Below are 21,593 nucleotides of genomic sequence, written 5' to 3' on the forward strand. Positions count from 1 at the left end.
AGGAAACAGGGATCATGACCGAACATGTAAACAGTTACTACGCAGCTAGCGCCAATAAACACGCGCCCTATCCGACATTGACCGAGCAGCTGGAGTGCGATGTCTGCGTCATCGGCGCGGGCTATACCGGCCTCTCCAGCGCTCTGCATCTGGTGGAGAAGGGCTACAGGGTGGTGGTGCTGGAGGCTGCCCGGGTCGGCTTTGGCGCCAGCGGCCGCAACGGCGGCCAGATCGTCAACTCCTACAGCCGCGACATCGACACCATAGAAGCGAACTGCCCGCCGGATCAGGCCAGGCTGCTCGGTTCCATGTTGTTTGAGGGGGGCCAGATCATCCGCGAGCGGATCAAGCGCTACAACATCCAGTGCGATCTGCAGGAGGGGGGCGTCTTTGCCGCCGAGACCGAGAAGCAGCTGCACGAGCTCAAATCCCAATACGCCCGCTGGCAGAAGTGGGGCAACGACCAGCTGGAGCTGCTCGATGCCAAGGGGGTGCGCGAGGTGGTCGCGAGCGATCGCTACGTCGGCGCCCTGCTCGACAAGAGCGGCGGCCATATTCACCCGCTCAATCTGGCGTTGGGGGAGGCGGAAGCCATCCGCATCCAGGGCGGGCAGATCTTCGAACAATCCGTCGTCACCAGTATCACCCCGGGGCAGCCAGCCTTGGTCAAGACCGCCAAGGGGGCGGTGAAGGCGCGCTTTGTGGTGGTGGCGGGCAATGCCTACCTCGGCAATCTGGTGCCGGAACTGGCCAGCAAGAGCATGCCCTGTGGCACCCAGGTGATCGCCACCGAGGTGCTGGGAGAGGAGCGGGCCCGGTCTCTCTTGCCGCAGAACTACTGTCTGGAGGATTGCAACTACCTGCTCGACTACTACCGTACCTCCGGCGATCACCGGCTGCTCTATGGCGGCGGCGTTGTCTATGGCGCGCGGGATCCGGCGGATATCGAGCGGCTGATCATCCCCAAGATGCTGAAAACCTTCCCGCAACTGGCCGACGTCAAGGTGGAGTACACCTGGACCGGCAACTTCCTGCTCACCCTGTCGCGGCTGCCACAGTTTGGTCGCATCGGCCCCAACATCTACTACATGCAGGGCTACAGCGGCCACGGCGTCACCTGTACCCATCTGGCGGGCAAGCTGCTCTCCGAGGTGCTGAGCGGTCAGGCGGAGCGCTTCGATGCCTTTGCCAAACTGCCGCACTACCCCTTCCCGGGTGGCCGCCTGTTCCGTATACCCTTTACCGCCGCGGGCGCCGCCTGGTACACCCTGCGCGACCGGCTGGGGGTATAAGAGCCGCTCTGCGAGAAATGTGGGTTGGTGGCTGCCGCTTAGATAACGCTGACGCAAGCACCAATACCGGAAACAACAAGGCCACCGCGAGGGTGGCCTTGTTGTTTATCAAACTGCAGCGCGCTGTTTAGCTGTAGAAGGCTTCAACGGTGCCCTTGAGTTTGATCAGGATGGGCTGACCACGGCGATCCAGCGCCTTGGGGGAGGGGATCTTTACCCAACCTTCGCTGATGCAGTACTCTTCGACGTCGGTGCGCTCTTTGCCGTTCAGGCGAATACCGATCGGGTGCTCGAAGCAGGCGGCCACATAGTGAGGGCTGCGGGGATTGCAGGAGAGGTGATCCGGCAGAGCCGGTTTGGTGCTGGTATCGCTCATCGATATAACCCGAAATGAATAAAAAGTGGGTCATTGTAGAGAATGCCGCCATGGCATTCAAGGCGGCTACAAAACAGGCAAAGCGTGCTCGCCATCGCTATGGGAAACCCGCTTAATCCCGTTGCCAATGCATCACCAACTCGGGGTGTCCGCTATGCTCGCACAACTGCTGCTCACCCTCTTTGAAACCGTTGCGGGAATAGAAGCGCCGCGCCTGCTCATTTTCGGCGTAGACCGTCAACTCGAGTCGGTTATATTGGGCTTTGAGGTGTTCGAGCAGTTGGCGACCCAGCCCGTGTGATTGGTGAGTTGGGGAGATAAACAGCGCGGCGAGAGACCCCTGATACCAGGAGATAAAGCCCAGTAGCAGTCCATCCTCCTCATAGACCCAGCTCTCGCTGGCAGGCAAATAGATATCCCGCATCGCTGCACGCTGCGCATGCCAGAAATCGGCGGAAATAAAGTCGTGGGCCTTGACCGAAGCCTGATACCAGAGCTCGACGGCGGCATCCAGATCGGTTGTTAATAATGGGCGGATCATAGTGGCCTTAATAACAAAGAGTGGAAGTAACGCAGGTTCGATAAGCGCAGCGTAATCGGGCATTCGCGGTAGCGAGAGGGGGGGGAGAGTTCTGCGCCACTCCCGGTTCGCCACCTTGGCCAAAATGGCAAGGCTGTGATTTATACAATCCCTGTTACCGTATAGTGTCGCTCGACATTGACGGTTATTTCCCCCCAACGGGAGGATTTGACTCTGGCTTGGTGTGCTTGAAAAGCCGCATCATCAACAAACTCTTCATAGACATCGAATCGGCAGGGATTGACAGGATCTTGAGTCACCTTAAAGATCAGGCATCCAGTTTCAGCGCGGGTTAAATAGATATGGTTATCAAGTTCATCCTTGACCGCAGCCAAATCGTTGGGGGGGACGATAATAAATCCATTTAATATAATCTTGTACATTTTTCATCCTTGCATGCACACACTAATATTTATTTTCATTACTGTGTTTGAAGTATATCCTGTGTGGCTTTAATTATACCCCTAACTATAATATCTTTGAAGTCATGATATTTAATGTTAAGTTTTATCATTTGCGTACCATCTTTGCTCGATAGAATAGATGGTCTGGTATCAGTAGCAAAGTTGAACCACCAATAGTTGCCTTCATGGACAACATCGCATCTAATTTTGTATAAAACATCAACTACAGAGTTTATATCTTTATTCCCACCAATGACTTGAATGCAATCAATCAGTGTTTGTTGATCCTTTTCACAACAAAAAGTTTTGAAGAAACGCTTAACATGATATTTAGAATGTCCTTCTTTATTAATAGCAAGGTGCAATTTCGAAATGTTTTCAGTAGCGATTATTAGAAATAATAATTTTAGTTGATCCCTGTTTTCAACAACATCTTCCATTGCATCGGCAATCATTGATAATCGCTGGCCTTGGTGCATCATAACCTTGGCTCGATGTTTATCATTTTCTAAATTTAGTTGTTCGCAAGACTCAACGAAAAATTTAAGTTGAGGCTCGGAACAAAAATATTTCCTATAAAAACATAACCATTTGTCCACGAAAACCTCATTGTTAATTTAAGCTGTAACTAAGAAAAATATATTTATGTTAAACCACATATGAATATATTCATCCCAATATCATAAAAATCTAACCCTCCAGGTTCCAGCTCCCGGTGTGCTTCTTTTAACCCATGTTCTGCGGAAACACCCTTCTGACAGCGAAGGCTCATGGCGTAGATCCGTAAGAGGCTTTGTGCCGCGCAACCATGATACCGATTGAAGCCGGTGGTGGAAGGGCAGAGGGGCGAGAATCAGTTCCGGATCAATAAATTAAAACAACTTGGGTGGCAGAAACGATAAGGCCCCCGAGGTTGGGGGCCTTGTGATAGGGGCATCACTGGCGAGGCTGGGTAGGGCAATGACGATCAGGGTAAGTCCAGGGTAAAGCGGGCACCGCCGAGGGGGGATTCATCGACCCGGATCTGGCCGCCGTAGCTGTGGACGATTTCGGTCACCACCGCCAGTCCTATGCCCTGACCGGGTGAACTGTCTGCCCGCACGCCGCGCTGGAAGATCTGCTCCGATTTGGCCGGATCGATTCCCGGGCCATCATCTTCCACTTCGATACGCAGCCGCTCGAGATGGCGGCGCACCGTCACCTTCACTTCGCTGATGGCAAACTTGCAGGCGTTGTCGAGCAGGTTGCCCATCAGCTCCATAAGGTCGCCCTGTTCGCCGTGGAAGAGGGCGTCATCGTCGAACTTGAAGTGGGTTTGCAGCTTCTTGTGGCGATAGACCTTGGTCAGGCTGGCCAGCAGTTTTTCAATCAGCGGTACCGGCTCGGTTCCTTTGCTGGCAAGGCGCTGGCGGCCGGTCACGGCCCGTCTGAGCTGATACTGGATCATCTGATCCATGGTGAGGATCTGCTCGTTGATGTTGTCGTGGATCTCCCGCCCCAGCTTCACTTCGCGGGTGGTGATCTGGATCAGCGCCAGCCGGGTTTTAAGGCTGTGGGCGAGATCGTTGAGGGCGTGCTGGTAGCGCTGGGTCTGCTGGCGTTCGTTTTCCAGCAGTTGGTTGATGGAGTCGGTCAGCGGGGCCAGCTCCCGTTCAAAATCGCTCGAGAGGTCATCGCGCTTGCCAGCCCGGATATCGTCGATCTGACGGGCGATGGTGCGCAGGGAGCTGAGGCTCCAGAAGGTGGTGAGCAGCAGCAGCCCGGCCAGCAGCATATAGGCGAGCAGCGCCTGTTTGGCAGTCTGGTAGAGGTAGGTGCGGGACTCTTCGTGGTAGCGTTTGGCCGAGTCGATCATCACCACGTAGTAGGCGGTGGTGCCGCTGCCGGGATTGCGGATAAACCGCAGGCTGTAGACGAAGTAGCTCTCGCCGTTCTTGATGGTGTGCTTCTTGAAGAAGTAGTCGAGATCCATCCCCCCCAGATACTTCATCAGATCGCCGCAGATGGTCTGTTTGGCCTTGATCACCTCCGGCATATGGAGGCTCGACCAGACCAGATCGCCATCGGCGCGGCAGATCAGGGTATCGAGGTTGCGATCCCCCGCACCACGGGATATCCGCCCCAGCTCGACGTTTGACCCCTTGTCATCCGGCTCGGTGGAGGAAAACAGCTTGGCCAGGTTCTCCTGCATTCGGGCGCTGGCCTTCTGGGTCTGCTCCTCGACATGGCCGAGGTAGAGGGCGTAGACGGCAAACCCCATGATAAGCGCGATGACCAGCAGCGAGCTGAGCAGCAGTTTGATGTGCAGTGAGCTGCGGATCATCTTGATGGGGCGCGGCAGATGAAACTGCATCAGTTACAGGAGAGGTTGAAGATGTAACCCTGACGCCGGATGGTGGAGATGGGTTGAATCGTTCCCTCCGGATCCAGCTTCTTGCGCAGGCGGCTCACCATCACCTCGATGGTATTGGGGTCCCCTTCGCCATCGCCGTAGAGCTGGTCGAGCAGTTGCTGCTTGGAGACCACCTGACGAGCATTGCGCATCAGGTACTCCAGAATGAGGTATTCAAAGCTGGTGAGCACCGCCACTTCACCGGCGATAGTCAGTTCCTTGCGGGAGAGATCCAGCTCGTAATCACCGGCCTTCACCTTGGGCGAGATAAAACCGGCGCTGCGGCGCACCAGTGCATTGAGTCGGGCCAGCAGCTCATCTTTCTGGAACGGTTTGACCAGATAGTCATCAGCACCTGCTTCCAGTCCTTCGACCTTGTCCTGCCAGTTGCCACGGGCGGTCAGCACAATGATGGGGAAGGGGATCTGCCGTTCACGCAGTTGCCGGATCAGTTGCAGGCCGTCCATATCGGGCAGACCGAGGTCGATGATGGCCACATCAATGGGATAGTCGGCGGCGTAGTGCAGTGCAATCCCGGCCTGGTCGGTGCTGTAGACCTGATTGTCGGCTTCGGTCAGCAGAGAGGAGAGGTGGTGATTGAGCAGCTTGTCGTCTTCGACCAACAGAATTTTCATGATGTGAGCGGTCATAGGGATCCAGGCTGTCAATTAGAAAGTGTATGTCGCTTCGAGTCAATTCGAATCCTAATGCATCCCGGCTGTATCGGGACTGAATCAGCGGGACTTCAGAGTTCGTGCCAACTGGTCGTTTAACCATTGTCCGGGTTGTCGATGGCCTGCTGGTCGGCAGCCATGCTGCGAAAGGTTTGATGTGATGAGAGAGATAGCCGGGAGGCTGCTGGCGCGACTGCAACAGCGTGAGCGCAGCGACCTCCTCTATATTGTCTGGCTCTGCTGGGGGGCTGCCTTGCTGCTCTACGTGCTGGGGTCGCCCTGTTTTCTGTGGCCAGTGGCGCCGATGCCGCTGGTTCTGCTTGTGTGGTTGGTGGAGAGAGTACGGATGTTTGGAAGAAACAAAGGTGGTGCGGCTACTGCGTCGGCCGGGGCCACTGTGATTGCAGCTGGGGCCCGCTTCAAGGGCGAGTTGCAGGTGGAGGGGGATCTGGAGGTGCGCGGTCAGATCAATGGCACCATCCAGCTCATCGGTGGTGTGCTGCGCATCATGCAGGGTGGTAGCGTTGAGGGAGAGGTGAGTGCGCCCCACGTGATCATCAATGGTCTGCTGGAAGGCACCTGTACCTCCGCCGAGGTGGAGATCCTGGAGAGCGGCAAGATGCAGGGGATCTTCAAGGGGGGCAGTCTCTCCATCTGCAAGGGCGGCAACTTTGTTGGCCAGTCCCAGCCCACCGTGGCCGGCAAGGCCGATCCCGTGTTGCAAGCCTTGTCTGAAAACAGTTCGTCCGGGAGCAAGCAGCCGGAGAGCAAGAGCAATGTGAAAAAGCTGCCGCACGAGCCGAAAGGCAAGCCGACCGAGGAGCTGGCCAAGCAGGCGTGATGTCGTTTGCCAGCGTGCTGTTCAGGAAATGCAGAGGGGGCCACAATGGCCCCCTCTGCATTTCCCCGTTAGCCGTTAGCTGCGGCGCGGCGGCAGCATATTGGTGAGGGTATTGTCTTTGAGAATATGGTGGTGATAGAGGGCCGCCACCGTGTGCAGGCCGATCAGGGCGTAACCGATATTACCCAGGGTCTCGTGCACCTCCTTGATCAGCCCCTTGAGATCCGGACTGGGGGAGAGCAGGGATGGCAGCTCAAGCCCGAAGAAGGGGATGGGCTTGCCCGCGGCGCTTAGCAGCAGCCAGCCAAACAGCGGGGTGAGCATGAGAAAACCGTAGAGGGCGAGGTGGGCCAGTTTTGCCAGCTTATGCATGACTGGGGAGAGCTCGGGCACGATACGCGGCGTCGGGCTTATCCAGCGCAGGGCCAGTCTGACAAACACCAGAGCGAAAATAAGCAGCCCCAGCATAAAGTGCCACTCCTTCATCAGATCCCGGCCAGGGTCCCCTTTGGGGAAAATATCACGAAATTCGATCAGGGCGTAGACGGCGATCATGGCCCACAGGGTCAGCCAGTGCAGCCCGATATTCAGGGTGCCATAACGTTGTTCACTGTTCATCAGCATAGGTTTGTTCCTTCGAAGTGTTGTCACATCCGTGTGGCATCCCCGTACTCAAGCGTGTCGGGGCGAGGCCTGATCCTTTGGCGGCAACAGCAGAGCTGCCATGCTTGCCATCAACCGGCAGTCTGCCGCTGGCATCAGTCAGAGAGGAGATGCCCTCTGCTGTCTGCATGGTATCACTGGCAACCGGGTGGATAGTCTGATCAATGCCACACAATTTACAGGCTCATTAAGCCCCTTGTGACGTGAAGAAGGCGTGAAATAGCATCAGTGATGTCGGCCCGCCCAGGTTCAGGCGGGCTCGATGGCCACTACCAGACACGCGGGTTCGTTGATGCGAAAACGGACGTTGCAGTCAAACAGCCGCACCCCGTACTCCTTCTCATCGGGCTTGCCCTTCTTGTAGGCGGGGCGCGGATCTTGTGCCAGCACTTCGCTCACCAGCTGGCGCAGCTCGGGGTGGGCCTTGAGCCAGGGTTGCAACTGCTGCTCTGCCTCGGCACTGAAGCTCACCGCCAGCGGCGGGGTGGGCGCATCGGGGGCAAAACCACCACGGGCATCCGGCAGGCTGTCGGCATAGGGAATATAGGGTTTGATATCGACGATGGGGGTGCCATCGAGCAGATCCACCGCTCCCAGCTCCAGCCACAACTTGCCCCGTTCGCGACCTACCCCGTGCAGCTCGACCACCGAGAGCCCTAGCGGATTGGGGCGGAAGGTGGAGCGAGTGGCAAAGACGCCAACCCGCTCGTTGCCGCCAAGGCGCGGCGGGCGCACCGTCGGGTGCCAGCCCTGCGCCATGGTCTGGTGAAACACGAAGCTGAGCCACAGATGGGAGAACTGCTCGATGCCGCGCAGCACATCCGGCTGCTCGTAAGGGGGGAGCAGCTCGAGGCGGGCGCGTGCCGATTTGACCAGTCCGGGCTGGCGGGGGATGGCGAACTTCTCCTTGTAGGGAGAGCGGATGATCCCGAGGGTGTCGATTTCGAACTTCATGGCGGATCCTGACTGAAAACCCCGGCAATTTAGCACAGGCGGCCCCAAAACGCAGGCTTGGCCTCGCTACGCCCTTTTCTGCGGCGCTGCCGTGATCCCTGTCCCATCCCGGCCAGTCGGGGGCTGTGCCCGCGCGCCGAGTTGCGTAGGGTGGAGGCATTGGCGTGTCAGGATGAAATATGCGCACTCGCGTCCAAGGGGGAGGGAGAGGGATGAAACTGCTGATTATCGGTGGCACCGGTTTTTTGGGGCGCCACCTCACCGCGCTGGCGCTGAATTGGGGCCATGAAGTGACGCTGTTCAACCGTGGCCTGCACCAGCATCCGGACTGGCGCGATCTGGTGCAGCTCACCGGCGACAGGGACAAGAGCCTGAGCGCCCTGCAAGGGGCCGGGTTGCAGTGGGATCTCGTCATCGATACCTGCTGCTATCGCCCCGAGCAGGCGGCGAGCCTCTCGACGGCCTTGCTCGGGCGCTGCGCGCGGCTGATCTTTATCTCCACCATCAGCGTCTATCGCGATTTCTCAATCCCCGGAATGGATGAGTCGGCGCCGCTGCATGCTATCCCCGAAGGGGAAATGCCCACTGACTATGGCCCGCTCAAAGTGTTGTGCGAGCAGGAGTATCGCGCCCGCTGGGGCGAGCGGCTTTGCATCCTGCGCCCGGGCGTGCTGTGCGGCCCCCATGATCCCACCGGTCGCATGGCCTGGTGGATTAAGCGGGTGCAGCAGGGCGGGCCCTGGTTGCTGCCGGGCAGTGGCGAGGATCGCTTGCAGTATCTCGATGTGCGCGATTGCGCCGAGTTTGTGTTGCGCGCGGCCGAGCAGCAGTTGGGGGGCACATTCAACTTGCTCAAGCCCGGCATTACCCTCTGCGACTGGCTGGAGCGGCTGAGCGCCCGGTTGCAGCCCGCTCGCCCCATCCAGCCCGAGTGGTTGCCTTGGTCGACCCTGATGGCGGCCGGAATCGAGCCCTGGAAGAGCTATCCCACCCTGCTGCCCTGCGCGCAGGTGGAGTTTACCGGTTACGGCTCTATAAGCGCCGAGGCGGCCATCGTGAAGGGATTGAACTTCCGGCCGCTGGAGGAGACCGCCGCCGACCTTGCCCACTGGCTGGCCATCGAGCCTGTCGCCGGGGTGGCGGAACATGCCATGACTCAGGCCGAGGAGACTTCGCTGCGGCAGCAGTTGCTGGAGCCCAGTCTGCAATAAGAGAGGGGGCATCGAGCCGCTGCTACCGAGCGTGGCGCGGCAGGTGTGAATACAACGAGAGAGGGCATCCCGCGGGATGCCCTCTCTGTCTATCCATGCCTGATGGTTGCCGAATACAGGCTGACGCGATTCTCCATCACATCGCTGTCGCTCACCGAGTTAGCGAATGGCGGCCCCCGCGGCTACCAGCAGCTCTTTCAAAATGGTGCGATGGCAGCGGGACTCCTGTTCGCAGTAACAGCCCACCGATAGGTTGGTGGTGTGGGAGAGGGCGGCCAGCAGCGCCAGATCATGCCTGGCGGCAGGTTGCGCCATCTCGGCCTTGTACTGTTTGCCAAACGCCGCCCACTGGGCGGGTGTCTCGGCTGCCTGCCCCAGCTTCATGGTCTCGCTGCTGGGGGCCAGGTTGGGAAACCAGACATCGTACCAATGCTGGCTGGCAAATTCGCTCTTGGGTACGCCGCGGGGCGGGCGGCGCACCGTGCCGATCCGCAGCCCCTCATCGGGCTGGCGCGGGCTGCCAAGGCGAACGATAGCGAGGGCCATGACAGCGGGTTACTTCTCTTCGGCCACTTTCAGCGCCTGCCCGTAGCAGATCACCTGTTTCAGGCAGCCCGGGGTGTCGCTGAACTCGGCGCATTTGTCGATGGTGACGCCGTTGCCACCCATGTCGGCTGCGCGGCGGCGGGCCAGGGTGCGCGCTTCACCGGCGTTGGGCACCGGCTGGTTGGCATCGGCCTGGCAGGATTCACCCTCAATGGTGCCAAGGTAGAGGTAGTTGAGGTCAGCCAGCTCATCCTGTTCATAGATGCGCACGCTACCGGGTTTGAAGTATTCGTCGAAGTTCTCTTTATCCAGATTGCTGTTGAAGGCGTAGTTGGCACAGCCGGAGGCAATCAGGGGCATCATCAGGATCAGGCGTTTCATCGTCTCGTATCTTGTGTCGGTGATGAGGACAGTAGAAATGCGCAGGCGCTCCATGTCGGCATCTTGTTGAATAATGAGGGGGACATTATAGGGGCCAGCCGCCTGCGGCGACCAGCCCCGTTTTGCGCCCGGTTGTCAGGGTGTGACCCCCATCAGCCTGATATCAAACCGGAGCCAGCCGCTGATAGAGGCTGCGGTAGTAATCATCCGCCAGCAGCTCGTTGTGAGGGGCGCAGAGGCGGATCTGCCCCTCTTCCATCAGGGCAATCCGGTCCATCTGCTCCATCCCCAGCAGGCGGTGGGAGATAAGCAGCAAGGTGCGATCTGCCCCAAGCTTGAACAGCAGATCCATGATCTCCCGCTCGGTCTGGCTATCGAGCCCTTCGGTCGGTTCGTCCAGCAGCCAGAGCGGCGCATCGTGCAGCAGGGCGCGGGCGATGCCGATACGGCGACGCTCGCCACCGGAGAGGGGGCGGCCGCCGTCACCGAGCCAGGCATCCAGACCCGCCTCATCTTCCAGCAGATTGGCCAGTCCGACCTGGGTCAGTACCGCAATCAGCTGCTCGTCAGTGGCGGTCGGGGCGGCCAGTTTGAGGTTGCCCCGCAAGGTATCGGCAAACAGATGCACCCGCTGGCTTACCACCGAGATGGAGGCGCGCAGCGCCCCTTCGCTGTAGTCGGTGAGCGGTTTGCCACCCAGCAGGATCTTGCCCGCTTGCGGGCTCCACTCCCGGGTCAGCAGCCCCATCAGGGTCGATTTGCCGCAGCCGGTCTGGCCCAGCAGCGCCAGCTTCTCACCGGCGTGCAGTTGCAGGGTGCAGCCACGCAGCACCGGCTGGGGGTTGCCGGGGTAGCCAAAATAGAGGTCATTGATCTGCAGCGCGCCAGCAGTGGCGTGGGTCTGTTCGTCGCCCCACACGGGGGCTTTTGCCTCTTGCAGGATCTCGTTCAGGCGGCGTGCCGAGGTGAGGCTGGTGGAGAGGTGCTGGAAAGCCCCCGCCAGCGGCATCAGTGCCTCGAAGCTTGCCAGGGTGGCAAAGACCATCAGTGCGGTAATGGGGTCGGGCGCAGCGCCCGCTACCCCATGACCGGCCAGCCAGAGCATCAGGGTCAGGGTCCAGCCGCTCAGCAGTTGCACCGAGAAGTTGGCCAGCCCGCTCACCTTGGCCATGCGGGCCTGCGCGGCAAGCAGAGCCTGTTCGGCTTGTTGCAGCTCAACCAGCGCCTTGGGGGCGGCGGCAAACATCTGCAGCTCGGCCTGACCATCCAGATAGTCCACCATCCGGGTACGCAGGGTTGATTTTTCCGCAATCAGCGCCTGACCGGGGCGACGGCCGAGGAAGTAGAACACCAGCGGCAGGGCGATCATGCCAAACAGCAGAATGGCACCCAGTGTGAGGGCGAGGCGGCTGTCGAAAAACGACAGGAAGAAGACCAGTCCGGCTGTGCTGAGCAGGGCCGCGCCTATGGGGGTGATCAGCCGCAGATAGACGTGGTCCATCGCATCGATGTCTGCCACCAGTCGGTTGAGCAGATCCGCCTGACGGAAACCGGCCAGGGTACCGGTGGAGAGCGGCGAGAGTTTTTGCCAGAACCAGACCCGCAACCGGGTCAGCACTCGGAAGGTTGCGTCGTGGCTCACTACCCGCTCACCCCAGCGACCGGCGGTACGGACGATGGAGAAGAAGCGCACGCCGCCTGCAGGGGTCATGTAGTTAAAGGCATGGGTCGTCGCAACGGTCATTCCCGCCACGGCTGCGGCGGAGAGGAACCAGCCGGAGAGGGAGAGCAGTCCCATGCCAGCGGCCAGGGTCACCAGCGCCAGCAGCAAACCAATGGTGAGGCTGAGCCAGTGTTGGCGATAGAGGCGCAGAAACGGCAACAGATCACTCATCGAGAGAACCTCCGGAACGTTGGGAGAGCAGGCGGGCAAAAGGCCCCTGCCCAGAATTAAGTTGCTGGAAGCTGCCTTGCTCCACCAGCTGGCCGCGGGCCAGCACCATTATCTTGTCCATCTTGGTGAGCTGATCGAGGCGGTGGGTGATCATCAGCAGGGTCTGGCCAGCCATCGCCTGCTCGAGGGTGGTCATGATGGCGCGCTCGGAGTGGCGATCCAGACTGGCGGTCGGCTCATCGAGCACCATCAGCTGGGTCGATTTGAGCAGGGTTCGCGCCAGTGCGAGGCGCTGGGCCTGACCGACCGAGAGGCCGCCCGCCTGATCGCCGACCGGATAGTCGAGCCCCTTCTCCATGGCAAATTCCCACGCCTGTGCCCGTTTCAGGGCATCTTCCAGCTCGGCATCGCTGGCCGTTGGCTTGGCCAGCAGCAGGTTGTCACGCAAGGAGGCGTGGAACAGCTGCGGGTTTTGCGAGAGCCAGCCTAACTGCAGGCGCCACTGGCTCATGTCGAGGGTGGCAAGCTCCTGCCCGTTGACCTTGAGCTCACCGCGATAGGGGGCAAAGCCGAGCAGGGCGTTGACCAGCGAGCTCTTGCCGGCGCCGCTGACGCCGATGAGGGCGGTGCGTGAACCGGCTTCCAGGGTGAAATCGATAGGGCCGACCAGCACCTTGCCCTCGGCGCTGAGCACTTCAAGGCCTTTGGCTTCTACCTTGACCGGGCTGTCGGCATGGAATGGCGCTGTGCCTGCGGCCGGTTCGCTCACTTCGGCTTCGAGGAATTCAAGCAGCTGTTCGGCTGCGCCGATGGCCTGCGCCTTGGCGTGGTAGTGGGCACCCAGTTCCCGCAGCGGGGCGTAGAACTCGGGGGCGAGAAACAGCACGAACAGGCCGGTAAAGAGGGTGACCTTGACCCCATAGCTACCAAAGTTCAGATGGTCGATATAAGAGAAGCCGAAGTAGACGGCGACCAGCGCCACTGAAATGGCGGCGAAGAACTCCAGCACTGCGGTGCTCAGAAACGCCAGGCGCAGCACCTCCATGGTGCGCTCGCGAAAATCTTCCGAGGCGTCGCGAATGGCGTCACCTTCCGCCTGGGTACGCATAAAGAGTTGCAGGGTACGCAGCCCTTTCAGCCGATCGAGGAAGTGGCCGGAGAGACGAGCCAGCGCCTGAAAATTGCGGCGGTTGGCATCGGCGGCGCCCACACCCACCAGGATCATAAAGATAGGGATGAGGGGGGCAGTGCCCAGCAGGATCAGGCCCGCCGCCCAGTTGACCGGGAACACGGCCACCAGAATGACCACCGGAATAAAGACGGCGATGGCCATCTGCGGCAGATAGCGGGAGAAGAAATCTTGCATGTTTTCAATCTGTTCCAGCAACAGGCTGGCCCAGCTACCGGCCGGACGGCGCTGGATATAAGCAGGGCCGAGACGGCTAAGGCGAGTGAGCACCAGCTGGCGGATGGTCTGGCGCACCGCGCTGCCCGCCTTGAAACTGGCCACTTCCCGGCCATAGGCCAGCGCTGCCTTGCAAAGCGTCACCAGCAGCAGGGTAATAAAGAGCGTGATGGATTGTTCAGGCGTTGAGCCTTCGATGATAAAGCCGTGCAACAGGGTCGCCAGCAGCCAGGCTTGCGCCACCATCAGAATGCCTTGGCCAAGGCCAAAAGCGATGGATATCGTGATCCAGCGGCGACCGTGACTCGATTGCTTGCGCAACCAGCCATAGAGACGTTTTTGCGTTTTTTTATCCATTACCACCATCCTCGCGTCGAGTGGCGCAAGACTATCCTTGCCGTTTGGCCTTGGCAACCTTGTAAATTATCTGTGTTGAAAATGTTTGATTGAAAAAGCAACCGTCTGTTCAATCCTTGTCCGAACAGATTGATTTATTGAAAAAAGTGGCAAAGGCGCCATTGCGCTCGGCGGCAAAATGCATATAGTAGGAGCCCTGACGCGGGTGTAGTTCAATGGTAGAACGGTAGCTTCCCAAGCTGCATACGTGGGTTCGATTCCCATCACCCGCTCCAAATTTCAGATGCCAGGCGGGCATCGTATAATGGCTATTACCTCAGCCTTCCAAGCTGATGATGCGGGTTCGATTCCCGCTGCCCGCTCCAGCTTCAAAACAAAAAGCCCACTCCTGCGAGTGGGCTTTTTGTTTTTCATCTGTCTTGTGCGCCGTTCGACGTCACGCTCACGGTTTCTCGGCTTTTAAGGCAAATCGCAGAGACAGAAAAGGCGCTCGAGGCGCCTTTTCAGATCAACAGCGTAGCGGGAGCTTATTCCTGCTCCAGCTCACCACAGAAACGGTAGCCTTCGCCGTGGATGGTGGCGATGATCTCCGGAGTATCGTTGACGCTTTCGAAATGCTTGCGAATGCGACGGATGGTCACATCGACGGTACGGTCGTGGGGCTTGAGCTCACGGCCGGTCATCTTCTTCAGCAGCTCGGCACGGGTCTGGATCTGGCCCGGGTTTTCGCAGAAGTGCAGCATGGCGCGGAATTCGGAGCGCGGCAGCTTGAACATGTCGCCAGTCGGGCTGACCAGTGCGCGGCTGTTGATATCCAGCGCCCAGCCGTTGAACAGGTAGCGCTCAACCAGCTTCTTCTCTTCGCCACCGGCAGCCACGTTCATGGTGCGGCTCAGCAGGTTGCGGGCACGGATGGTCAGCTCGCGCGGGTTGAACGGCTTGGTGATGTAATCATCGGCGCCGATCTCCAGACCCAGGATCTTGTCCACTTCGTTGTCACGACCGGTCAGGAACATCAGGGCGATGTTGTCGTTCTCACGCAGCTCACGGGCCAGCAGCAGGCCGTTCTTGCCCGGCAGGTTGATGTCCATGATCACCAGATTGATGGTGTGGGAAGTGAGGGCCTGGTGCATTTCGTCGCCGTTGTTGGCTTCGAGCACGATGTAGCCTTCGGCTTCAAAAATGCTTTTCAGGGTATTGCGTGTGACCAGCTCGTCTTCGACGATCAGAATGTGTGGTGTTTGCATGAGTATTCCCAGATTCTTATCAGTTAATTATCTTAAATTTAACACTCTTTGGCGTTTCAAACCGATTTCCTGACTGATCCTGAAAATTTATTACGTCATCCTGGGTATGAGAGTCAGGTCGGAATATCGCGAATTAGGCATCAGTACCGGCAAGTATCCCTGTGCCACTTATAGGTTCCCGACAAGTCTGGTCGAGCAGAGCCTGGAAAGGTCGTCCATTACGAAAGTGGCCGCATTTTATCAGTTAACAGGAGCATAACAACACTCTTTGCCGTCAGATAGCAACTTTTTAACTCTGATTTGATATAGGTCAAACCCTGGTACAGCAGCATCATACTTGGCCTGAACCGGGTTTTCGCCCCTACAAAATGTAATGGAATGTAACATGTGATTGACATGAATTTGTGGGAAAACTACAAGAAAATCTGCTTTATCGCGCCATTTGAGCCACCAGACTGGTCTGCCTTTGCCATCATCACAGCCTGGAATCCGGCCAGCCAGTGGGTCACAGAACGACGCAATATGCGGCGGGAACGGGCTATGTGGCGCCATCTGACCGTGGATTTGCAGGTGCCCGTGGTGGGGCCATTTTGGGGATCTGACCCGGACGAACGCTGGCAGGAGTCATCGCTGGCGGTGGCGCTATCTCTGCCACAAGCCCGTCAGCTGGCTGCCCGTTTTGGCCAGAATGCTCTCTACTGGGTGGAGGATGGCCAGCTCTGGCTGACACCAGTATTGATGGATAAATCAGCAGTTTATCTGGGCAATATTGAATCCTTCTGGATTGCCAGAAACCTTGCCTGATGAAAGAATGAACACCTTCATGTATCTGAAAGGAATCAAATCATGCTGGATCTCCTGCCCGACCTCTGCGATCAACATGGCGACTTGCTGCAAGTGGCCGACCCGGTGTTTCAGGATTTTGGCGGCAAGGCCATCTTCTATGGTCGCGCCGTAACGCTCTCCTGTTATGAAGACAACAGTCTGGTGCGGGATCTGGTGACCCGCCCCGGTCACGGCAAGGTGATGGTGATCGACGGCGGCGGCTCGCTGCGCCGTGCGCTGCTTGGCGATCAACTGGCGGTCAAGGCGGTGGAGCAGGGGTGGGAGGGGATCCTGATCCACGGCGCGGCGCGGGATGTGGGCACCCTGGCGACATTGGCGCTCGGGGTCAAGGCGCTGGCGGCCTGTCCGGTCAAGACCGAGAAGCGGGGATTGGGTGAGCTGGGGGCCGTGGTCAGCTTTGCCGGGGTGACCATCCACGAAGGGGATTACGTCTATGCGGATCGCAACGGCGTGGTGGTGAGTGCCACGCCGCTGATCTGATTCAGAAGTTGAAACCGACCCCCAGGCTCAGCGCCTGATCGGCTGTGATGGCGCTGACCCCGTAGTTGGCGGTGAGGGAGAGTCTCGGTGTCAGCAGCAGGTTGGAGTTGAGCTCCAGCAGGGTGCTGGCCTTGTTGAGATCAAGATGCTTGATCTGGCTGCCGATATTGAATGCCGGAGAGAGCTGGTAGCGTATCCCCGAACTCATATTGAAACCGGATGTGCGATTTTGATCCGCCACCGCCGGGCCCGCTTCCATAAAGAGGGTCACATCATCCACCACCGGATATTGATAGCCGCTATTGACCAGCCAGAGATCAAAACTGTCGCTGTGATGGCTATGGCCATTGAGCAGCACACCCGAGTAACTTTTGACATAGAGAGACGGGTTGGATTGCGGCTGAACCACTGCCCAGTCGGCGGCCTGTGCGGCCATGCTGGCGCAGGTTGCAAGCAGTGTGATGATGAGTGATTTGACCATTCGTTTCCCCTCCCTGGGTCCGGAACTGAGCCTAAGCATGGCACATGCCAGCTGGTAGTAAAGTGAAGCGAGATCACAATAAAATCCTTTGGCATGGGCGTCAGCCATGTTAAACAGGCTGCCGTATTGATGGCTCTAATCATTAAGAGGTGAATCCATGAACAAGAAACTGACTCTGCTGGCCGCGCTGGCACTGGGAGGCTGCGCAATGGCAACAGGTTCCAGCATGGCTCAACTGCAAGCATCCAGCTGGCAGCTGCAAGGCGCCACCGGCGATACCTTCACCCTGCAAGTGGTCGACGGCAAGGTGGCGGGCAAGGGCGGCTGCAACCGCTATTTTGGCGGTATCACCAAGCAGGGTGACGGTGTCTTGACGCTGGGCGCCATGGGCTCCACTCGCATGATGTGCATCGGCGACGCCATGAACAAAGAGACCGAGTTCCTGCAAAAGCTGGAGAAGGTGGCAACCTACTCCATCAACGGCAACCAGCTGACTCTGAGCGATGCCAACAAGGCGGCCCTGCTCACCTTCAACGCTGTGCCAGCTGCCAAATAAGGCACGCGTTCGTCTGATTGCCCCGACAGCGCTGACTGTGCTGGCGGGTCAAACGCTCTGATACGCCCTCCCTCTGGAGGGCGTCTGTTTATCTGCAATGAACCCTGTGTGGTCGTCCGCTACTGTTGTTCACTCGTCGCCCCCTTTCTGCCTGGTTTGATGTCAGCACCTCGTATCTTCGCTTCGGTACGCATCTTGATCATTTCGATAATTCTTGTATAGTTGAAATGAAAAGGTCGCACCAAGGGGAATGAAGATGAACAAAGAGATGGCCACCAAGGTCTTTGAATCGCTGGCATCCGGCATCCGGCTCGATGTATGGCGGCTGCTGGTGAAGGCCGGGCTGGAGGGGCGGGTCGCCGGTGAACTGGCCAGCGAGCTCGATATTGCCCCCAATACCCTCTCGTTTCACCTCAAGGCGATGCTCAACACCGGTCTGCTGTCGGTGGAGCAGGAGGGGCGCTTTCTGCGCTACCGCGCCAATATTCCCCTGATGCTGGATGTGATCGCCTACCTTACCGAGGAGTGCTGCGCCGGTCATCCCGAGGCGTGCGGCGTGATGCGTGCCGAGTCAGCCTGCTCCCCCCATGTTCTGCCTGCGCAGCCCTGCTGCAACAAGGAGTAATGCCATGTCCTCCATTCAGATTTTTGATCCCGCCCTCTGCTGCTCCAGCGGTGTCTGCGGTACCGAGGTTGATCAGGCACTGGTCACCTTCGCAGCCGACCTTGCCTGGGCCAAGGAGCAGGGAGTGGCCATCGAGCGTTTCAATCTGGCCCAGCAGCCGATGCAATTTGCCGAGACACCTGCCGTCAGCGCTTTTCTGACCCACGCCGGGGAGGAGGGGTTGCCACTGGTGCTGGTGGAAGGGCAGGTGGTGTTGACCGGCCGTTATCCGAGCCGCAGCGAGCTGGCCCGTTATGCCGGGCTGCCTGCGCCACAAGCGGCAATCAAGGGGAGCGTCAAGGGCGGCTGCTGCTCCGGCAGCGGTTGCTGCTGAGTCGCGCCGCACCATTCGGGAGAGGCTATGTACCATTTTCTGACCAATCCACCGCCGTTTCTCTTTTTCACCGGCAAGGGCGGGGTGGGCAAGACCTCGCTAGCCTGCGCCAGTGCGGTGGCTCTCTGTGATATTGGCAAGCGGGTGCTGCTGGTGAGCACCGACCCTGCCTCCAACGTGGGGCAGGTGTTTGCCACCGAGATCGGCAATCGCGTCACCACCATCGCCGCTGTGTCCGGTTTGTCGGCGCTGGAGATAGATCCCCCCGCGGCGGCCAAAGCTTATCGGGAGCGGATTGTCGGGCCGGTGCGCGGCAAGTTGCCCGAGAGCGTGGTGCGCAGCATCGAGGAGCAGCTCTCCGGCGCCTGCACCACCGAGATCGCCGCCTTCGACGAGTTCACCGCCCTGCTGACCGACCAAACACTGCTGGCCGAGTATGACCACATCGTCTTTGATACGGCCCCAACCGGTCACACCATCCGGCTGCTGCAACTGCCGGGCGCCTGGAGCGAATTTCTGGAGCAGGGCAAGGGGGATGCCTCCTGCCTTGGTCCGCTGGCGGGGCTGGAGAAGCAGCGCAGCCAGTATGCCGACGCGGTCGCCGCGCTGGCAGATGCTGCCCGCACCCGTCTGGTGCTGGTGGCGCGGGCCCAGCAATCCACTCTGCGGGAAGTGGCTCGCACCCACGAGGAGCTGGCCGCCATCGGCTTGTTGAACCAGCAACTGGTGATCAATGGCCTCTTCCCCGAGGGGGCTATTGCCGGAGATCCGCTGGCAATGGCGCTCTGGCAGCGCGAGCAACAGGCTCTCGCCCAGATGCCGCAGGGGATAAAGGGGCTGGCGCAGGATCATATCCCGCTGCTGGCCACCAATCTGGTGGGGCTCGACAGTTTGCGCCAGCTGCTGCAACCACAGGATGCTGGTGCGCAGGTATCACTGGCAACGTCAGCCCATCTGCCAGCCCAGCCCGAGTTGAGTTCGCTGGTGGACGAGCTGGCCGCCGATGGTCACGGCCTCATCATGCTGATGGGCAAGGGCGGGGTGGGCAAAACCACGCTGGCGGCCGCCGTGGCGGTGGAGCTGGCGAGCCGCGGCCTGCCGGTGCACCTAACCACCTCGGATCCCGCCGCGCACCTGAGCGAGACGCTGGCAGCTAGTCTGCCCCATCTTGAGGTGAGCCGCATCGACCCCCACGCCGAGACCGAGCGTTACCGCGCTCAGGTGCTGGCCACCAAGGGGGCGGCCCTGGACGAGCAGGGGCGAGCACTGCTGGAGGAGGATTTGCGCTCCCCCTGTACCGAGGAGATTGCCGTGTTTCAGGCCTTTTCCCGCATCATTCGCGAGGCGGGCAAGCGTTTCGTGGTGATGGATACCGCCCCTACCGGCCACACCCTGCTGCTGCTCGATGCCACCGGCGCCTACCACAGGGAGATCGCTCGCCAGATGGGAAGCAAGGGGCTGCACTTCACCACCCCCATGATGCAGTTGCAGGATCCCAAACAGACCAAGGTGCTGATTGTGACGCTGCCCGAGCCCACGCCAGTGCAGGAGGCGGCCAATCTGCAGGCCGATCTGCGCCGGGCCGGCATCGAGCCCTGGGGCTGGCTTATCAACCACAGCTTGCAGCAAGCCGCGGTCAGCTCGCCGCTGCTGCAACTGCGGGCCGAGCGCCAGTTGTCCCATATCGAGGCGGTCGAGCAGCAACACGCCAGCCGCTTCGCCGTGGTGCCGCTGCTCGCCGAGGAGCCGGTGGGGCCCGATGCCCTGCGCCGTCTCTGCCAGCACCATTGAGTCGCCGCCTCGGCCTGCTGCCGGGGCGGCTTGAATATGCCGTTACTTGTTATAAACCCGTGTTTTGAACCAATAGAAGATGCGAAATTGCGCCGCATCGGGAGCTGTGATGTCTGCAACATGTGATGCCAAGGCCGTGCCTGCCATCGGCTTTTTTGAACGTTATCTGACCGCCTGGGTCGCCCTCTGCATTCTGGTGGGGATTGGCCTCGGGCAGGGTTTGCCGGATCTCTTCAAGGCGATCGGTGCCATGGAGGTGGCCAAGGTCAACCTGCCGGTGGGGCTGCTAATCTGGGTGATGATCATCCCCATGCTGCTCAAGATCGATTTTGGCGCCCTGCATCAGGTGAAGGGCCACATGAAGGGTATTGGGGTCACCCTCTTTATCAACTGGCTGGTCAAACCCTTCTCCATGGCCTTCCTCGGCTGGCTCTTTATCCGCGTGCTGTTTGCTGACTGGCTGCCGGCGGATCAACTCGACAGTTACGTAGCGGGTCTGATCCTGCTGGCGGCGGCTCCCTGCACCGCCATGGTGTTTGTCTGGAGTCGCCTCACCAACGGCGATCCCTACTTCACCCTGTCGCAGGTGGCGGTGAACGACCTCATCATGGTGTTTGCTTTTGCCCCGCTGGTGGCGCTGCTGCTCGGGGTCTCCAGCATCATAGTGCCGTGGGATACCCTGCTCACTTCTGTGGTGCTCTATATCGTCATCCCGGTGATCATCGCCCAGCTGCTGCGCAAGGCTTTGCTGAAAAAGGGTGAGGCCCATTTTGACGGCGTCATGACCCGCATCCAGCCCTGGTCGGTGGCGGCCCTGCTGCTCACTCTGGTGCTGCTGTTCGCCTTTCAGGGCAACGCCATCATTGAGCAACCGCTGGTTATCGCCCTGTTGGCGGTGCCCATTCTGATCCAGGTGCTGTTCAACTCCGGGCTGGCTTACTGGCTTAACCGCAAGGTGGGGGAGAAGCACTCGGTCGCCTGTCCTTCAGCCCTGATCGGCGCCTCCAACTTCTTTGAGTTGGCGGTGGCCGCCGCCATCAGTCTGTTCGGCTTTCACTCCGGCGCGGCGCTCGCCACCGTGGTCGGGGTGCTGATCGAGGTGCCGGTCATGCTGCTGGTGGTGCGGGTGGTTAACGCCAGCAAACCCTGGTACGAAGCTGGGCTGGGCCGTTAACTGATGGCCGCTAACAGATGGCCGCGAACTGATGCTATCCATTTTCTATT

General features: G+C 59.4%; 24 protein-coding genes and 2 tRNA genes. 12 read left to right on the top strand and 14 right to left on the bottom strand.

Features of this window, described 5'->3' with window-relative positions:
- The first annotated feature begins 14 nt into the window (after positions 1–14).
- Complete coding sequence (locus tag ACTG2J_RS06045) at positions 15–1,292, top strand: NAD(P)/FAD-dependent oxidoreductase (RefSeq protein WP_113738863.1); 1,278 nt, start codon at positions 15–17, stop codon at positions 1,290–1,292.
- A gap of 127 nt (positions 1,293–1,419) precedes the next feature.
- On the opposite strand, the gene ACTG2J_RS06050 is transcribed toward ACTG2J_RS06045, so the two are convergent.
- The 6 genes from ACTG2J_RS06050 to ACTG2J_RS06075 form a co-directional block, all read right to left on the bottom strand.
- Positions 1,420–1,668, bottom strand: a complete 249-nt coding sequence (locus tag ACTG2J_RS06050) for a DUF3297 family protein (RefSeq protein ID WP_005338226.1) — start codon at positions 1,666–1,668, stop codon at positions 1,420–1,422.
- Positions 1,669–1,780: 112 nt separating this feature from the next.
- Positions 1,781–2,209 (bottom strand): N-acetyltransferase, encoded by a 429-nt coding sequence (locus ACTG2J_RS06055; RefSeq protein ID WP_113738862.1) that lies wholly within the window; start codon positions 2,207–2,209, stop codon positions 1,781–1,783.
- 140 nt (positions 2,210–2,349) lie between these two features.
- Positions 2,350–2,631 (bottom strand): putative quinol monooxygenase, encoded by a 282-nt coding sequence (locus ACTG2J_RS06060; protein ID WP_113738861.1) that lies wholly within the window; start codon positions 2,629–2,631, stop codon positions 2,350–2,352.
- Positions 2,632–2,669: 38 nt separating this feature from the next.
- Positions 2,670–3,251: a HEPN domain-containing protein gene (locus ACTG2J_RS06065; RefSeq protein ID WP_113738860.1), complete on the bottom strand. Its 582-nt coding sequence runs from the start codon at positions 3,249–3,251 to the stop codon at positions 2,670–2,672.
- Positions 3,252–3,619: 368 nt separating this feature from the next.
- On the bottom strand, positions 3,620–5,005 hold the full coding sequence (locus ACTG2J_RS06070; RefSeq protein ID WP_005338217.1) for an ATP-binding protein: 1,386 nt from the start codon (positions 5,003–5,005) through the stop codon (positions 3,620–3,622).
- Entirely contained in the window at positions 5,005–5,679 is a 675-nt protein-coding gene (locus ACTG2J_RS06075; protein WP_040066247.1) for a response regulator transcription factor, read from the bottom strand. Before ACTG2J_RS06075 ends, ACTG2J_RS06070 begins: the two co-directional genes overlap by 1 nt.
- Before the next feature lie 199 nt (positions 5,680–5,878).
- On the opposite strand from ACTG2J_RS06075, the gene ACTG2J_RS06080 reads away from it, so the two are divergent.
- Positions 5,879–6,559, top strand: coding sequence for a polymer-forming cytoskeletal protein (locus ACTG2J_RS06080; protein WP_204483919.1), 681 nt, complete (start codon positions 5,879–5,881; stop codon positions 6,557–6,559).
- A 75-nt stretch (positions 6,560–6,634) separates the two neighbouring features.
- Here ACTG2J_RS06080 and ACTG2J_RS06085 read toward each other — a convergent pair whose 3' ends face one another.
- Positions 6,635–7,183 (bottom strand): cytochrome b, encoded by a 549-nt coding sequence (locus tag ACTG2J_RS06085; RefSeq protein ID WP_439997290.1) that lies wholly within the window; start codon positions 7,181–7,183, stop codon positions 6,635–6,637.
- 288 nt (positions 7,184–7,471) lie between these two features.
- Positions 7,472–8,176 carry a tRNA (N6-threonylcarbamoyladenosine(37)-N6)-methyltransferase TrmO gene (gene tsaA, locus ACTG2J_RS06090; protein WP_439988894.1) on the bottom strand — a complete coding sequence of 235 codons (705 nt, stop codon included), beginning with the start codon at positions 8,174–8,176 and terminating at the stop codon, positions 7,472–7,474.
- Positions 8,177–8,388: 212 nt separating this feature from the next.
- Here tsaA and ACTG2J_RS06095 point away from each other — a divergent pair, with 212 nt between their 5' ends.
- A complete protein-coding gene (locus ACTG2J_RS06095) occupies positions 8,389–9,387 on the top strand; it encodes an NAD-dependent epimerase/dehydratase family protein (protein ID WP_266134216.1) in 999 nt (332 codons plus the stop codon).
- A 159-nt stretch (positions 9,388–9,546) separates the two neighbouring features.
- Here ACTG2J_RS06095 and ACTG2J_RS06100 read toward each other — a convergent pair whose 3' ends face one another.
- The 4 genes from ACTG2J_RS06100 to cydD all read right to left on the bottom strand — a co-directional run bounded on the left by ACTG2J_RS06100 (position 9,547) and on the right by cydD (position 13,970).
- The gene (locus tag ACTG2J_RS06100; RefSeq protein ID WP_216948227.1) at positions 9,547–9,933 is read right to left on the bottom strand and encodes a DUF488 domain-containing protein; all 387 of its coding nucleotides are present in this window, start codon (positions 9,931–9,933) and stop codon (positions 9,547–9,549) included.
- 9 nt (positions 9,934–9,942) lie between these two features.
- Entirely contained in the window at positions 9,943–10,314 is a 372-nt protein-coding gene (gene rcsF, locus ACTG2J_RS06105; protein WP_013723982.1) for an Rcs stress response system protein RcsF, read from the bottom strand.
- A 163-nt stretch (positions 10,315–10,477) separates the two neighbouring features.
- Complete coding sequence (gene cydC / locus ACTG2J_RS06110; protein WP_335847969.1) at positions 10,478–12,208, bottom strand: heme ABC transporter ATP-binding protein/permease CydC; 1,731 nt, start codon at positions 12,206–12,208, stop codon at positions 10,478–10,480.
- Positions 12,201–13,970 carry a heme ABC transporter permease/ATP-binding protein CydD gene (gene cydD, locus ACTG2J_RS06115; protein WP_439988893.1) on the bottom strand — a complete coding sequence of 590 codons (1,770 nt, stop codon included), beginning with the start codon at positions 13,968–13,970 and terminating at the stop codon, positions 12,201–12,203. The genes cydC and cydD overlap by 8 nt, the downstream gene beginning before the upstream one ends.
- A 201-nt stretch (positions 13,971–14,171) precedes the next feature.
- Between cydD and ACTG2J_RS06120 the strand changes: the two genes are divergently transcribed.
- Together ACTG2J_RS06120 and ACTG2J_RS06125 are read left to right on the top strand one after the other, a co-directional pair.
- Positions 14,172–14,245: transfer RNA gene (locus tag ACTG2J_RS06120), tRNA-Gly, on the top strand.
- Positions 14,246–14,260: 15 nt separating this feature from the next.
- Positions 14,261–14,335: transfer RNA gene (locus ACTG2J_RS06125), tRNA-Gly, on the top strand.
- 162 nt (positions 14,336–14,497) lie between these two features.
- Here the strand turns inward: ACTG2J_RS06125 and arcA are convergent.
- Entirely contained in the window at positions 14,498–15,217 is a 720-nt protein-coding gene (gene arcA / locus ACTG2J_RS06130) for a two-component system response regulator ArcA (protein WP_005338193.1), read from the bottom strand.
- 396 nt (positions 15,218–15,613) lie between these two features.
- Here arcA and ACTG2J_RS06135 point away from each other — a divergent pair, with 396 nt between their 5' ends.
- Together ACTG2J_RS06135 and ACTG2J_RS06140 are read left to right on the top strand one after the other, a co-directional pair.
- On the top strand, positions 15,614–16,021 hold the full coding sequence (locus ACTG2J_RS06135; RefSeq protein ID WP_113738854.1) for a DUF3293 domain-containing protein: 408 nt from the start codon (positions 15,614–15,616) through the stop codon (positions 16,019–16,021).
- Between the two features lie 42 nt (positions 16,022–16,063).
- The gene (locus ACTG2J_RS06140) at positions 16,064–16,543 is read left to right on the top strand and encodes a putative 4-hydroxy-4-methyl-2-oxoglutarate aldolase (RefSeq protein WP_043818759.1); all 480 of its coding nucleotides are present in this window, start codon (positions 16,064–16,066) and stop codon (positions 16,541–16,543) included.
- Between the two features lies 1 nt (position 16,544).
- Here ACTG2J_RS06140 and ACTG2J_RS06145 read toward each other — a convergent pair whose 3' ends face one another.
- Positions 16,545–17,024, bottom strand: coding sequence for a hypothetical protein (locus ACTG2J_RS06145; RefSeq protein ID WP_005359117.1), 480 nt, complete (start codon positions 17,022–17,024; stop codon positions 16,545–16,547).
- 157 nt (positions 17,025–17,181) lie between these two features.
- Between ACTG2J_RS06145 and ACTG2J_RS06150 the strand changes: the two genes are divergently transcribed.
- The 5 genes from ACTG2J_RS06150 to arsB all read left to right on the top strand — a co-directional run bounded on the left by ACTG2J_RS06150 (position 17,182) and on the right by arsB (position 21,543).
- On the top strand, positions 17,182–17,580 hold the full coding sequence (locus ACTG2J_RS06150) for an META domain-containing protein (RefSeq protein WP_005359119.1): 399 nt from the start codon (positions 17,182–17,184) through the stop codon (positions 17,578–17,580).
- Between the two features lie 256 nt (positions 17,581–17,836).
- Positions 17,837–18,205 carry an ArsR/SmtB family transcription factor gene (locus ACTG2J_RS06155; RefSeq protein WP_005338181.1) on the top strand — a complete coding sequence of 123 codons (369 nt, stop codon included), beginning with the start codon at positions 17,837–17,839 and terminating at the stop codon, positions 18,203–18,205.
- Positions 18,206–18,209: 4 nt separating this feature from the next.
- Positions 18,210–18,578, top strand: a complete 369-nt coding sequence (gene arsD / locus ACTG2J_RS06160) for an arsenite efflux transporter metallochaperone ArsD (RefSeq protein WP_113738853.1) — start codon at positions 18,210–18,212, stop codon at positions 18,576–18,578.
- Between the two features lie 27 nt (positions 18,579–18,605).
- The gene (gene arsA / locus ACTG2J_RS06165; protein WP_201990828.1) at positions 18,606–20,369 is read left to right on the top strand and encodes an arsenical pump-driving ATPase; all 1,764 of its coding nucleotides are present in this window, start codon (positions 18,606–18,608) and stop codon (positions 20,367–20,369) included.
- A gap of 109 nt (positions 20,370–20,478) precedes the next feature.
- A complete protein-coding gene (arsB, locus tag ACTG2J_RS06170; protein WP_019445633.1) occupies positions 20,479–21,543 on the top strand; it encodes an ACR3 family arsenite efflux transporter in 1,065 nt (354 codons plus the stop codon).
- Positions 21,544–21,593: the final 50 nt, after the last annotated feature.

It is taken from the genome of Aeromonas sp. 6P (assembly GCF_051919525.1).
In the GTDB taxonomy this organism is placed as follows: Bacteria; Pseudomonadota; Gammaproteobacteria; order Enterobacterales; family Aeromonadaceae; genus Aeromonas; species Aeromonas veronii.